This is a genomic window from Halalkalibacter sp. HAAS-P013 (assembly GCF_056619925.1).
The window spans coordinates 119,683-133,425 of the sequence record NZ_JBWQTU010000002.1 but is presented as its reverse complement, the minus strand read 5'-3'; the positions used below and the strand labels follow the sequence as shown (position 1 = coordinate 133,425).

12 protein-coding genes are annotated in these 13,743 nt (G+C 37.3%); 11 read left to right on the top strand and 1 reads right to left on the bottom strand.

Annotated features, from left to right (window positions below; genetic code table 11):
• Positions 1-222: 222 nt before the first annotated feature.
• The 9 genes from AC1FXP_RS04535 to AC1FXP_RS04495 all read left to right on the top strand — a co-directional run bounded on the left by AC1FXP_RS04535 (position 223) and on the right by AC1FXP_RS04495 (position 9,582).
• Positions 223-471 carry a ferredoxin gene (locus tag AC1FXP_RS04535; RefSeq protein WP_480059002.1) on the top strand — a complete coding sequence of 83 codons (249 nt, stop codon included), beginning with the start codon at positions 223-225 and terminating at the stop codon, positions 469-471.
• A 72-nt stretch (positions 472-543) separates the two neighbouring features.
• On the top strand, positions 544-2,307 hold the full coding sequence (locus AC1FXP_RS04530; protein WP_480059001.1) for a 2-oxoacid:acceptor oxidoreductase subunit alpha: 1,764 nt from the start codon (positions 544-546) through the stop codon (positions 2,305-2,307).
• Between the two features lies 1 nt (position 2,308).
• The gene (locus AC1FXP_RS04525) at positions 2,309-3,175 is read left to right on the top strand and encodes a 2-oxoacid:ferredoxin oxidoreductase subunit beta (RefSeq protein WP_480059000.1); all 867 of its coding nucleotides are present in this window, start codon (positions 2,309-2,311) and stop codon (positions 3,173-3,175) included.
• 385 nt (positions 3,176-3,560) lie between these two features.
• Positions 3,561-4,652 carry a TRAP transporter substrate-binding protein gene (locus AC1FXP_RS04520; RefSeq protein WP_480058999.1) on the top strand — a complete coding sequence of 364 codons (1,092 nt, stop codon included), beginning with the start codon at positions 3,561-3,563 and terminating at the stop codon, positions 4,650-4,652.
• Between the two features lie 29 nt (positions 4,653-4,681).
• A complete protein-coding gene (locus AC1FXP_RS04515) occupies positions 4,682-5,251 on the top strand; it encodes a TRAP transporter small permease (RefSeq protein ID WP_480058998.1) in 570 nt (189 codons plus the stop codon).
• Positions 5,241-6,548, top strand: coding sequence for a TRAP transporter large permease (locus AC1FXP_RS04510; protein ID WP_480058997.1), 1,308 nt, complete (start codon positions 5,241-5,243; stop codon positions 6,546-6,548). The genes AC1FXP_RS04515 and AC1FXP_RS04510 overlap by 11 nt, the downstream gene beginning before the upstream one ends.
• Before the next feature lie 158 nt (positions 6,549-6,706).
• On the top strand, positions 6,707-7,492 hold the full coding sequence (locus AC1FXP_RS04505; RefSeq protein WP_480058996.1) for an IclR family transcriptional regulator: 786 nt from the start codon (positions 6,707-6,709) through the stop codon (positions 7,490-7,492).
• A gap of 216 nt (positions 7,493-7,708) precedes the next feature.
• Positions 7,709-9,061, top strand: coding sequence for an aromatic ring-hydroxylating oxygenase subunit alpha (locus AC1FXP_RS04500; RefSeq protein ID WP_480058995.1), 1,353 nt, complete (start codon positions 7,709-7,711; stop codon positions 9,059-9,061).
• Positions 9,058-9,582: a 3-phenylpropionate/cinnamic acid dioxygenase subunit beta gene (locus AC1FXP_RS04495; protein WP_480058994.1), complete on the top strand. Its 525-nt coding sequence runs from the start codon at positions 9,058-9,060 to the stop codon at positions 9,580-9,582. The genes AC1FXP_RS04500 and AC1FXP_RS04495 overlap by 4 nt, the downstream gene beginning before the upstream one ends.
• Positions 9,583-9,701: 119 nt before the next feature.
• Here AC1FXP_RS04495 and AC1FXP_RS04490 read toward each other — a convergent pair whose 3' ends face one another.
• Positions 9,702-10,601, bottom strand: coding sequence for a LysR family transcriptional regulator (locus AC1FXP_RS04490; protein ID WP_480058993.1), 900 nt, complete (start codon positions 10,599-10,601; stop codon positions 9,702-9,704).
• A 215-nt stretch (positions 10,602-10,816) separates the two neighbouring features.
• Between AC1FXP_RS04490 and AC1FXP_RS04485 the strand changes: the two genes are divergently transcribed.
• Positions 10,817-12,574, top strand: a complete 1,758-nt coding sequence (locus AC1FXP_RS04485; protein ID WP_480058992.1) for a thiamine pyrophosphate-requiring protein — start codon at positions 10,817-10,819, stop codon at positions 12,572-12,574.
• A gap of 74 nt (positions 12,575-12,648) precedes the next feature.
• On the top strand, positions 12,649-13,740 hold the full coding sequence (locus AC1FXP_RS04480) for a TRAP transporter substrate-binding protein (protein WP_480058991.1): 1,092 nt from the start codon (positions 12,649-12,651) through the stop codon (positions 13,738-13,740).
• Positions 13,741-13,743: the final 3 nt, after the last annotated feature.

The window sequence follows — 13,743 nt, the reverse complement described above, 5'->3', positions numbered from 1 at the left end:
TAAAGATTTACATTGAGCTTTTTTATATCTACTATACACCGACATATCTTCTGGAACTATAAGAAATAAGACTTCTCAAATTAAATATTAGAATAATTAGAATAATTAGTGTTTGTTACATATAAAAGAACGATGGTCTTGTATAGTAACTAATGCTACTTTATGATGGGTACAAATAAATAATTAAAAACCTATCATCTTTTAGTAAGGGAGAGGCTAATAATGGCAAAATACACGATTGTAGACAAAGATACTTGCATTGCATGTGGAGCGTGCGGTGCTGCAGCGCCTGACATTTATGACTATGACGATGAAGGAATTGCATTTGTTTTATTAGATAATAATCAAGGCACAACCGAAGTACCTGAAGATTTACTGGAAGACATGGAAGATTCTCATGATGGTTGTCCAACAGAGTCTATTAAAATAGCAGATGAACCATTTGATGGCGACCCAGTAAAGTTTGAATAGGGAAATAGAATACCGTAAGTTTTGAAACCGTTTTATATTGAGAGTGAGAGATCTCTAAAAGGAGTGAATCATATGAGAGACCAATTGTCATGGAAAGTAGGAGGGCAGCAAGGAGAGGGAATTGAAAGTACAGGTGAGATTTTTGCAACAGCCCTAAATCGCCTTGGGTACTATTTGTATGGATACCGTCATTTCTCTTCGCGAATCAAAGGTGGTCATACAAATAATAAAATTCGAGTTAGTACAAAACCACTTAATTCGATTTCAGATGATCTAAACATTCTCGTCGCTTTTGATCAAGAAACAATTGATGTAAATTTTCATGAATTACGAGAAGATGGTTTGATTTTAGCTGATGCTAAGTTCAATCCAACTATACCTGATGGATGCAAGGCAAACTTGTGTATTGTACCTTTTACAGAAATAGCATCTGAGTTAGGAACTTCTTTAATGAAAAACATGGTAGCAGTAGGGGCAACGAGTACTATTTTAAATCTTTCTCCTGAAACGTTCAGAGTTGTTGTAGAGGATATCTTTATGAAGAAAGGAGAAAAAATTGTAGAGAATAATATGAAAGCAATTTACGCAGGAGCCGACTATTTAAAAAATGATCCTAATATTGAGAACTCTGGTCTTACATTAGCTCAAGCAGATGGAAAACAGAGAATGTTTATGATTGGAAATGATGCAATTGGAATGGGAGCTGTAGCAGCTGGGAGTCGGTTCATGGCTGCATACCCAATTACACCAGCATCGGAAATTATGGAGTATATGATTGAAAAGCTTCCTGAACTTGGCGGAACAGTTATCCAAACTGAGGATGAGATTGCTGCATGTACGATGGCAATTGGAGCAAATTATGCAGGTGTTCGTTCATTCACAGCATCTGCAGGCCCTGGTTTGTCATTAATGGCTGAAGCAATTGGCTTATCAGGTATGACTGAAACTCCTCTTGTTGTCATTGATACACAGCGCGGAGGACCTAGTACGGGATTGCCTACAAAACAAGAGCAATCTGATCTTATGGCTATGATTTATAGTACTCATGGAGACATTCCTAAAATTGTTATGGCACCAAGTACAGTAGAGGAAGCTTTTTATGACACCGTTGAAGCGTTTAATTTAGCGGAAGAATATCAATGTCCTGTCATTATAGTGACTGATTTAGCTCTTTCACTTGGAAAACAAACAGTTGAACCACTAGATTTTTCAAAGGTTGAAATTAGACGTGGAACGCTAGATATAAATGCTGAATTACCTGAACGGGTCGACAGTGCTTATTATAAACGTTATGAAGTAACCGAAACTGGTGTTTCTAGTCGTGTGATCCCAGGAATGAAAAATGGAATTCATCACGTAACCGGGGTGGAACATGATGAAACAGGTAAACCATCAGAAAGTCCCGTAAACAGAAAGAAGCAAATGGATAAACGAATGAGAAAGCTTTCTGATATATGTAATCGCTTTAATGATCCTGTTCACGTTCATGCAGATCATGAGGAAGCTGATTTATTAATTGTTGGGGTGAATTCGACACGAGGGACCATTGAAGAAGCGATGCCTAGACTTGAAGCAGACGGAATTAAAGTCAATCACGCTCAAATCCGCCTGCTGCATCCATTTCCAGTTGATTCATTAAAGTCGGTTATGGCTAATGCAAAAAAAGTCGTAGTTGTGGAGAATAATGCGACAGCACAGTTAGCAAATATTATAAAAATGAATGTTGGTGGTAATAACATCGAAAGTGTTCTTAAGTATGATGGAAACCCATTTTTGCCAACGGAGATTCATAAATTATGTTCTACACTTATTCAAAAAAGTAAGGAGTTGGCATAAAATGGCTACATTTAAAGACTTTCGTAATAAAGTGAAGCCGAACTGGTGCCCTGGATGTGGAGATTTTTCTGTTCAAGCTGCAATACAGCGTGCTGCTGCAAATGTTGGAGTTGAACCAGATAATCTTGCTGTTGTATCAGGTATAGGCTGTTCTGGTCGTATATCAGGTTATATTAATTCTTATGGTTTGCATGGAATTCATGGGCGTGCTCTGCCAATCGCTCAAGGAGTAAAGATGGCAAATAAAGATTTGACTGTGATCGCCTCGGGTGGCGATGGAGATGGATTTGCAATTGGTATGGGACATACGGTTCATGCAATGAGGCGAAACATTGACATCACCTATATCGTCATGGATAACCAAATTTACGGATTAACAAAAGGGCAAACGTCACCACGAAGTGATGTGGGTTTTAAAACAAAAAGTACTCCAACGGGATCTGTAGAATCTTCATTAAATGTGATGGAAATGGCATTAACAGCTGGTGCAACATTTGTAGCACAAAGTTTCTCAAGTGACTTAAAGGAGTTGACAGCATTAATTGAGAAGGGAATAGAACACAAAGGATTCTCACTTATTAATGTATTTAGTCCTTGTGTCACGTTTAATAAAGTTAATACGTACGATTGGTTTAAGACGAATATTACAAAATTAGCAGATGTTCCAGACTATAATGAAGAAAATCGGATGCAGGCAATGCAAACATTAATGGAACATAACGGTCTTGTTACAGGTTTAATCTATCAAAACAAACAACAACCTTCGTATCAAGAAATGCTTACTGGTTATTCAGAAAAACCACTTGCACATGAAAACTTGCAGTTAGATGAAGAACAGTTTAATAAGATGATGATGCAATTTATGTAATTCCTAAACTAGTAACCCTTAAGTCAATCAGCTTAGGGGTTATTCATATTTAACAAATTACGACAAACGATAGTACATAGAGGAATTAATTAGTAGAACAAAGAAGTATTGCAGGAAATTATTTGATATTATAAAATAGTTCCTTTATTTCAAAAAAAAAATAAATTCGTTGCTCATAAAAGAACAGACTAGTTGTTCTGTTTTTGAAAGGGCTTTACAATGAAATTAACAACAAGTAAATAACAAATATTTTATTAAGTAATTAAAAATATATAGTAGATTTATTTTAAGAAAGGAGGGAATTTATAAAGTTATTTATGTAAGCGGTTAAAATAGGGGCTTGCTTAATTGTATCTTATTAAAACTAATTTGGGGGTAGATTTTTATGAAAAGGTTTACAAAGAGATTCTCTTTTTTTAGTTTAATGATCGCATTCTTGCTATTGCTTTCAGCATGTGGTTCTAGTAATAGTTCAACTGACTCAACCAATGATGAAGGTAGTTCAGATTCAGAAACTAGTCAGTCCGGTGAATCGATTACATTTAGTATGGGACATATGAACTCGACTGAGCATGTTCAAGATTCAATGGCAATGAGACCATTTGGTGAAGAAGTAGCAGCAGCAACAGACGGACGTATTAATTTTCAAATTTACCCTGGTGGAGCATTAGGTTCTCCAGCTGAAACATATGACAATATCGTAACCGGTATTATGGATTCCGGTTGGGGGTTACAAGGATACAATGCAGGTAAATTTGAAGTACACTCAGTTATGTTGTTACCGTTCTTAGCGGATGGAGATGGAGCAAAGTTAAGTGTCATTGCTCAAAAACTATATGATCAATTTCCTGAAATTCAAGCAGAATATGATGATGTAAAATTAATGTGGGTTCATGCAGCAGATCCTTACGCAATTGTAACTTCTGGTAAACAAGTAACTAGTTTAGAAGATTTACGTGGTCTTAGATTAAGAACTCCATCAGTTGAGGGAGGTAAGATGATCGAATCATGGGGGGCAACTCCTGTATCTATGCCTGCTCCAGAAATTTATGATTCTATGCAACGTGGTGTTATTGACGGAGGGATTTTACCGGTTGCAGCTTTAGCAGATTTCAATTTATTTGATGTTGTTGATTATGTAACGATTGGTAACTTTAGTACTGGTTTATTCTACACAGCGATGAATAAGAATAGTTGGGACCGTATACCTTCTGATGACCAAACGATTATTGAAGAATTAATGGGTGAACCGATGGCTCGTACGGCAGGAGAAGCGTTTGATACTCAAGAAGAAAAAGCAAGAGCTAAGGCAGAGGAAGAAGGTATTGAATTCTTGGAGTTAGACGATGCAGAACTTGATAGATTCAAAGAAGCTGCGCAAGTAGTAACAGATGAGTGGCTTGCAAACATGGAATCTAAAGGAATTGACGGTCAAGCGATCTTAGATGAAGCTTTACGTTTAATGGAAGAAAATTAATAGCAAGCTATTCCTACTGAGGTGATTTTATGAGCTCGAACGCAAAGGAAGTTCAAAAGGAAATGTTGGGATCTGAGGGTCCCAACCAATCCTCTTTGCAAGAACAAACGACGAAATTTGAGAAATTTGTTCATTCTCTTAATAATGCTACACATCGAGTGTCGATGCTCGTCCTCTTTCTAATGATGTTTCTTACTACGGGAGATGTTATTGGACGGTATTTCTTTTACAAACCAATAACAGGTACGTATGAATTAACTGGTTTGGCAATGGTCATTGTTATTTTCTTAAGTTTGGGAAGGACTCAATTAAAGAAAGAGCACATTTCCATTGATTTCTTAACTAGCAAATTACCTGTGAAAATTCGTGAATCAATTAATGTTGTTACGTCTATTATTATGCTTGCTTTACTAGGTACAACATCATGGCAGTTATTTGCCTATGCTCAAAGATTTGGAGCACAGACAAGTGGAGATTTAGGGATTCCAATGAAGTTCTTTGCTATTTTAGCTGCTATTGGGGTTTTGTTTTATGCTCTAACAATCGTACTCAATATCTGGCAATCTATTGGTAAGGTGGTGCAAAAGAATGAGTCCTGAAATGATTGGTATGTTAGGTATAGCTTTATTATTAGTTCTTATTCTTTTGAATGTATCCGTAGGACTTTCATTATTTCTAGTAGGGTTTCTAGGGGTGTCTTTGCTAACGGATTGGAGCGTTGGGTTGGCACAGTTGGGTACGGCTGCATTTGGAACGGCAAACGCTTATAGCTTAAGTGTAATTCCCTTATTCATTTTGATGGGAATGTTTATGTCAAATACGGGTTTGGGTCAAGATCTTTTCAAAGCTGTTGATAAATGGTTAGGTCATACTAGAGGCGGTTTGGCCATTGCAACTATTGGAGCAAGTTCCATTTTCGCCGCTATTTCGGGTTCAACGAATGCAACAACGGCAACAATGGCAAGAATTGCGATACCTGAAATGAATAAATATAAGTATTTACCGTCGATGTCAACGGCAGCTGTTGCTGCTGGTGGAACATTAGGAATACTAATTCCTCCTAGCGTTATTTTGATCTTGTATGGGGCACTTACTCAAGTTCCAATCGGTCCTTTATTAATTGGTGGGATTGTTCCTGGTCTATTATTAGCAATAATTTTTATGATTACAATTAATATTCAAGTGCGCTTAAAGCCAGAGTTGGCTCCGAGGTCTTTAGAATCTTCATCTTTCAATGAGAAATTGCGTTCACTTTCAACGGTATGGCCGTTTTTAATCATTTTTATGGTCAGTATTGGTGGGATCTATTTTGGCGTATTTACTCCAACGGAAGCAGGTGGAATTGGGGCGATTGGAGCGTTTTTAGTCACCCTTTTCACAAAAAAATTAACATGGGAGAAGTTAAAATCTTCTTTAGATGATACCATTCGCTTATCTGTAATGATTTTCTTAATCTTAATTGGTGCAAGTATTTTTGGGCGCTTTTTAGCTCTTAGTCAGATTCCTATGAAATTAACATCGATGGTAGGATCAGCTGACGTATCACCCTATGTAATTTTACTGTTAATCTTACTAGTTTATTTAATCTTGGGTATGTTCATGGAAGGGATTGCAATTATGGTTTTAACACTTCCAATTGTTTATCCAATGATTACGCAACTTGGTTTTGATGGACTTTGGTTTGGAATTATTATGGTAATGGTTCTTAACATTGGTGTACTAACTCCACCACTTGGACTAAGTGTGTATATAATAAGTGGTGTTGTAAAAGATGTACCAATCACAAAAATATTCCGAGGTGTAACACCAATGGTTCTTGTCATGGTTGCATTTACTATTTTACTAATCATTTTCCCTGAAATTGTAACTTTATTACCAGATATATCCAGGTCCTGACGACTCAAAAAAACCTTCTTATTATATAGTGAGTATGGAAAAGGAAAAACGACCTTTCTCAGTCCTCTCTATAGTAAGGAGGTTTTTTGAAATTTGAAATATTGTTCGGTAGGTGTTTAAATAAAAATAATAATGAACAGAGAAACTGGAGATTAAAAATGAGAGAACTTAATTTAGAGCCAATTCAATCAGTAGAGCGTGCTATTCATATTTTAAATTGTTTCAGTTACGAAAAGTCTGAGCTAACGATAGAAGAAATCATGAGCAAGACGAAGCTAGCGAAAACAACGACATATCGACTACTTTGGACGTTAGAGCGCAATTATCTAGTGCAATACAACCAAACGACGAACCGCTATCGACTTGGCACGGGTTTGCTTGAATATAGTGGTGTTGTACTTGAAAACTTAGATATTCGGATAGAAGCAGACCCTTATTTAGTAAAGCTTCATGAAGACACAGGCCATTCAGTGATTCTTGCCCAACCTCAATCTGATACCATTCAATATTTAGTTAGGTATGATAGTGAAGATGGTCTGCAGCCTAATAACTTTGTAGGAAGAAGGCGTGTCCTTCATAATGGAGCATTTGGAATTGTTTTGTTAGCACATATGGAGGCGAGTTTTGTTGAACAGCTTCTAGAAGAATACCCACTTGAATCAAGGACGCCAAAGACTTTGACAGATAAGACAAAATTTATTGAACGACTTGGGGAAATTAGAGCAAAAGGATATTTCATTGACGTTGATGAAACATTTATAGGTTATACGGCTATCTCAGCACCCATTTTTAACGATAGAAATCAAGTAATTGCAGCTGTTGGCATTTCTGGCCCTAGCTATAAAATAGAAGGGGATAGGAGAGAGGAATTAATATTCACCATTAAGAGTGTAGCATCAACCATTTCTCTTAAAATGGGGCAAATAAAATCTAATACAATATGAAATAGGATTGAACAAAAGTTTGATCATTCAGTACCCCTTGGACTAACCAAAGGGGTTTTTGTTATGCAACAGTAATTAATAGAAAATTCATTTTATATTGACACATTTCTATTTCTTGGGTATATTTGACCTATAAATTCATTATAGAAATCATTAGTTCATAATGTGAATTGAAAGCGCTTAATTAAAATAACCTTTTATAAGGAGGAAGTTTCAATGATAAAAAGAGAACTAGATGAGAAACTTATTCAGCAGTTAAAGGAGAAAATGGACGAAGGCTTGTTACCACAATGGGTTATTACAGACCCTGATATTTATGAACTAGAAAAAGAGAAAGTCTTTAGTAAGACATGGCAATTTTTAGCTCATGAAACAGAATTAAAGGAATCAGGAAGCTACGTAACTAGATGGATGGTCAATGATCCAATTTTACTTGTAAAAGATAGCAAAGGTGAAATTAAAGCTTATTTAAATTCCTGTACTCATCGTGGGACACAATTATGTACAGCGGACCGCGGTAAAAAGAAAACGTTCTCCTGTCCGTATCATGGTTGGAGCTACAATCTAGATGGAAAATTAATTGGGATTGTTGCTGGGAATAAAGTATATGGCGAAGAAATGTGTAAAGACGAATGGGGGCTTCGGAAAGTTCCTAGACTTGAAAGTTATCAAGGAATGATTTTTGGCTGTCTTGATCCAGAAGCAGAATCATTAGAAGATTATTTAGGAGAGATGAAATGGTATTTTGATATGATGCTAGGTCGAAGTGATGGGGGAATGGAAGTAATTGGCCTCCCGCAACGCTGGGTAGCAAAAGCAAACTGGAAATCAACTGCGGAAAACTTTGCTGCAGATCCTTATCACGTTCAAACAACGCACAGATCGACGGTTGAAATGGGAATTAGCCCAGAGGATCCACTTTACGCTGGTTATGGACACCAAGTCGTGATGAAAAATGCACATGGCATTAATGTTATTACATCAAAAACAGGTCGTTCTAGAACTGAATTCCAAGGTATGCCAAAAGAAATGTGGCCAATGTTCCAACGTAATTTATCACCTGAACAAGCAGACATTTTAGAAAGAGTGACTGTCTTTGTTGGAGGTGTGTATCCAAACCTTTCATTTGTGAGCCCAGTACATGGAACAGAAGGGCATTTGCATAATTACTTAAATTTCCGCGTTTGGAGACCGCTTGGCCCTGATAAAGTCGAGGTTTGGTGTTGGTTCATGATTGATAAGGCTGCTCCTGAAGAATACAAAGCGGATGCATACAGAGGCTATCTTGGTTCGTTTGGTCCAACTGGAACGTTGGAACAAGATGATACGGAAACATGGGCAAGAATTGTAGAAGTAAGTGGTGCGTCCATGATGCGTGATAAAGAGCTAAATTATAATAATTTAAGTAATTATTTAATGGGATTTAGTCACGTAAAGCAAGATGAGTCTTTCCCTGGACCAGGTGTAGCGTATCCGACAACATATTGTGACGCATTAGCAAGAAGAATGCATGAGCATTGGCTAGATTTACTTACTGCAGAGACTTCTGTAAAGGAGGAAACGAAATGAGTAATGAAGTAAAAGCTCACGTATCACTAGAAGTAAAAGACCAAATTACGAATCTTCTTTATCAAGAAGCTTATTTTCTGGACAACCGCATGTATAAGGAATGGCTGGAACTATTAACAGACGACATTAAATATAAAATGCCTTTACGTGAAACGGTAGAAGGGGTAAATATTGATAATATCTCAGTCGATTCAGCTTTTTACGAAGAAACAAAAGCTTCCCTAAGAACAAGGGTAAATAGACTTTATACGAAATCAGCCTGGGTTGAAAATCCAGCTACAAGACAACGCCACTTTATCACAAATGTTGTTGTAGAAGCAGGGGATCATGAAGGTGAGTATAAAGTACGTAGCTATTTTCTATATAAACGAAGCCGTGGCTCAACTACAGACCTAGAAGAAATGTTTGGTCAAAGAAACGATGTAGTTAGAAACGTAGGTGGTGAGTGTAAAGTGTGTTCACGTACGATTATTCCAGATCAAGCAGTCATTACAACAATGAATATGAGTATGTTCTTGTAGAATATTTATCTCAAATAATTAACAATTGTTGCATTTGAAAAAACGCCACTCTTTTAAAGAAAGAATGAAAAACGTAGAGTGCTTGTAGGTGTTCCTAAAAAGCACTCTCTCTTTCTGTCCTAACGTGGGGGAGATGGATATTCGTCCTTATATAATTCAATGAAACGCCTTGCTGCTTTAGATAAATATCTTTCTTTTTGCCAAATGATCGATGTGGTCGTTTCGGCAGCACTATCGTTTATTTCAAACACTCTAAGGTTTTCGCTAGTGAAATTAAACAACACCGATTTAGGTAACATAACCCCGCCTATTCCTGCTTTAACCATAGATAATAGAATGGTGGCGTCAGGAGATTCGCATACATAATTGGGTTCTAAACCATGCCTTTTAAATTCTTCTAGGACAACCTCGTATACGCCAACTCCATTAACTCTATGTAAAGCAATTAAGGGAAGAAGGGAAATGTCTTTCATCGATATTTTAGAGTGTGAGGGCAGTTGACTCCAATTTGCTGGTGCAATGAAAACAAATGGGTCAACGTCTAATTCAATCGTATTATAATTTTCTGTATTTAGCGGGGAGCGCACAATAGCAGCTTCAATGCTTCTCTCATTAATGTAATCAGTTAATCGATAAGGATCCCCCGCTAAAATTTTTAGTTTAACATTAGGGTAGCTTTCATTAAAAAAACGTACTCGATTAGGTAGGTAGTGTATACATGACATGACACAACCTATTGATAGTGTACCACTTAAGCCTTCACCTGTTTCTTTGACAGCAGTGAGGGTCTCATCAAAATTTTCAAGTAAATTAAGTCCTTTTTGATAGAGAAGAAGTCCAGCTTCTGTTAATTCAAGCTTTCTACCATTTCTAGAGAGAAGCTTTGCTCCGATTTCTATCTCCATATTTTTCAATTGCTGGCTTAAGGGTGGTTGTGCCATGTTTAATTTTTTTGCTGCAAGTGTAATTTGTCCTTCTTGTACAACAGTAATGAAGTATCGAAGTTGACGGATATCCATTAAATACTCCCCCCTTATTCATATTAAAAAAGTATGTAAAACAGACTTTATTAATATTATTCATATACTATATCATGTGCTACACTATAAAAAAAGCAACTATTAGAAATAAATAGAACATTTCATTTATTTATTTCCGGAAATGAAAACGTTTTATTTATTAGTGAATTTAATGTGGTATAAAATTTGTTTTTAATTGTTGGGGGGAATAATTAGTGAAGTTACAAGATGCGAAAAGCAATGTTTCTGTTGAGAAAAGGATGTACACGACTGCAGACCAAATGTTAGAAGCTTTTCAAGAGTTAGGTGTTTCATATATATTTGCTAATTTAGGGAGCGACCATCCGGCTCTTCTTGAGAGCTTTGCACGGTTTCAAAAAGAAGGCAGGGAGATGCCGGAAGTTATTATCTGTCAACATGAAATGGTAGCACTAAGTGCAGCGCATGGGTATGCACAAATAACTGGCAAGCCACAAGTTGTCATTGTTCATGTTGATTGTGGTACCCAAAATCTTGGAGGGGCTGTACATAACACTGCGAAAGGAAGAATCCCTGTATTAATCTTTGCAGGCACTTCACCTTCTACCCAAGATGGTGAAATGCTAGGAAGTCGTAATGAGTTCATCCATTGGATTCAAGATGTGTATGATCAGCCTGGAATAGTAAGAGAGTATGCAAAATATACAAATGAAATTCGAACAGGAAAAAATGTAAAACAATTGCTTCATAGAGCAATGCAAGTGGCACAAAGTGATCCAAAAGGACCAGCGTATTTAATAGCCGCACGTGAAGTATTGGAAGAAAAAGTAGAAGAAGTATCACTTGACCTGACAAAATGGGGACCATTATCACCATCTGCAATTCCACCACAAAAAATTGAAGAGATAGTAGATGCATTAATAAAAGCGGAAAATCCTTTAATTGTAACGTCTTACTTAGGGCGTAATCATGAAAGTGTAGAAGAGTTAATTACCTTGTCAGAAAGGCTAGCAATCCCAGTTTTAGAATCAGTTCCGAGTTATTTTAACTTTCCTTCAGATCATCCATTGCATGTGGGGTATAGGTGGAACGAACCGGTTCAGCATGAACAGTTAGCTAAAGCAGATTTAGTTCTTGTACTAGACAGTGATGTTCCGTGGATCCCTCTACACAATAAGCCTGCAGAAGATTGCAAGATTTATTATGTAGATACTGATCCTTTAAAAGAAAAAACACCACTTTGGTACATTCCATCTGAGAGTTTCTTTAAAGCTGACACACATGTTGTATTACAGCAACTAAATGCCTTATTGAATCAAGTAGAATTAAACAAGGATAAAATTGCAAAGCGTTTTAAGAAAATATCTAAATTTCATCATGAGCAGCAATTGGAATTGTCTTTACTTGAAGAGCCAAGTCAGGAAGGGAGAATTACTCCTGAATTATTAACATCATGCATTAGGGAAGTTATTGAAGACGATACGATTGTCATGAGTGAGACGATAACGAACTTTTCAACTGTGAATAAACATTTACCAAGGTCGAAACCAGGTACGTATTTTACAATGGGTGGTGGTTCTCTCGGCTGGAATGGAGGAGCAGCTGTTGGTGCCAAGTTAGCTTCACCAGATAAAGTGGTTGTTAGTTTATGTGGGGACGGGTGTTTCGTCTTTAGTAATCCAACACCTGTTCATTGGATGTCTAGAAAGTATGATGCTCCATTCTTAACGGTTATCTATAATAATGAGCAATGGAACGCTCCGAAATTCTCTGCTTTAGGGGTTCATCCAGAAGGATTGGCAAAACAAACAGATGAGTTCTATACGAAATTTGGACCATCTTCTGATTTAGCGAATGTTGCAGAAGCGGCTGGCGGCGCTTATGCTCAAACTGTAGAAGATCCAAAGGAGCTAAAGGAAGCTTTACGGAAAGCTTATGAAGTGGTTAAAGGTGGTAGATCAGCTGTTGTAGATGTTCGTATTACAGGTAAATAAAATGTTGCGTAAAAAAGGTGGAGGATACTCCACCAATTAATATATTGTATTTATTTTTCTAAAGGGGTGTAACCATGAAAAAACAACAAAAATGGAAGCGTTTTCTATCGTCTGGGGTTATGAGTACAATGCTTCTTGGATTAGCAGCTTGTGGAGGAGCAGAGTCAACAGGAAGCGAGGAAGCAAGTGGAGAATCAGAAAGTTCTGCTCCATCAGGTGAGGTAGTAAACTTAACCATCTCTACTTTTATGCCAGGACCTCACCCGCAGCATACAGAGTTAATTGAACCATTTATTGCAGAAATGGAAGAGGCAACGGATGGTAGAGTGACAGGAACATTGTATCCAGCCAATGCCTTAGGAGAAGCAAACGCGCAGTATGATCTAGTTGTTAATGGGGTAGCGGATATGTCGATGTCTCTACATGGCTATACTCCAGGAAGATTTCCTCTTACAGGCGTAACAGAGTTGCCATTTATGGGGGAAAATGCAACAGATGCGACTAGAATCTTCTGGGGACTTCATGAAGCGTTCCCTAATATCGCAGAGGAGCATGAAGGAACAAAGGTAGGGTGGTTGTTTAAAAATGATCCAGCACAAATTTTAACAGTAGATAAACCCATTCATTCTCCTGAAGATCTACAAGGTTTGAGAATACGAACACCATCTCCATCAGCTAATGGAATATTAGAGTCATATGGGGCCATCCCAGTTTCGATGCCAATGGGAGATGTATATGAAGCGATGCAAAGAGGAGTAGTTGATGGTGCACTCGCTCCAGCTTCGGTTATTACTAACTTCCAACTTGCTGATGTAACGAACTATATTACGAAAGGGAATTTCTATACAAGTAGTATCTTTGTTGTCATCAACCCAGCTACTTGGTCAAAGATTTCAGATGAAGATCAAGCTATGATAGAAGAAATTATTGGAGAAAATATGGCGAACAAAGCTGCAGAGCTCTATAACGTAGATGCTGATGGTGGATGGGAATCTGCTAATCAAGCAGGGATTGAAATTTATGAAATTCCTGAAGGAGAACTCTCTAGTTGGCAAACTCCATTAGAACACCTATATGAAAAATGGGTGAATGAAATAGATGCAGAGGGTTTGCCGGGAACAGAAATCTATGAGGAAGCCGTTCGCCTACGCGATCTAGGAGAATAGCAT

Excerpts from the sequence above, each read along its gene's own strand:
- AC1FXP_RS04535 (WP_480059002.1), top strand. The coding sequence starts at position 223 with ATGGCAAAATACACGATTGTAGACAAAGATACTTGCATTGCATGTGGA.
- AC1FXP_RS04530 (WP_480059001.1), top strand. The coding sequence starts at position 544 with ATGAGAGACCAATTGTCATGGAAAGTAGGAGGGCAGCAAGGAGAGGGA.
- AC1FXP_RS04525 (WP_480059000.1), top strand. The coding sequence starts at position 2,309 with ATGGCTACATTTAAAGACTTTCGTAATAAAGTGAAGCCGAACTGGTGC.
- AC1FXP_RS04520 (WP_480058999.1), top strand. The coding sequence starts at position 3,561 with ATGAAAAGGTTTACAAAGAGATTCTCTTTTTTTAGTTTAATGATCGCA.
- AC1FXP_RS04515 (WP_480058998.1), top strand. The coding sequence starts at position 4,682 with ATGAGCTCGAACGCAAAGGAAGTTCAAAAGGAAATGTTGGGATCTGAG.
- AC1FXP_RS04510 (WP_480058997.1), top strand. The coding sequence starts at position 5,241 with ATGAGTCCTGAAATGATTGGTATGTTAGGTATAGCTTTATTATTAGTT.
- AC1FXP_RS04505 (WP_480058996.1), top strand. The coding sequence starts at position 6,707 with ATGAGAGAACTTAATTTAGAGCCAATTCAATCAGTAGAGCGTGCTATT.
- AC1FXP_RS04500 (WP_480058995.1), top strand. The coding sequence starts at position 7,709 with ATGATAAAAAGAGAACTAGATGAGAAACTTATTCAGCAGTTAAAGGAG.
- AC1FXP_RS04495 (WP_480058994.1), top strand. The coding sequence starts at position 9,058 with ATGAGTAATGAAGTAAAAGCTCACGTATCACTAGAAGTAAAAGACCAA.
- AC1FXP_RS04490 (WP_480058993.1), bottom strand. The coding sequence starts at position 10,601 with ATGGATATCCGTCAACTTCGATACTTCATTACTGTTGTACAAGAAGGA.
- AC1FXP_RS04480 (WP_480058991.1), top strand. The coding sequence starts at position 12,649 with ATGAAAAAACAACAAAAATGGAAGCGTTTTCTATCGTCTGGGGTTATG.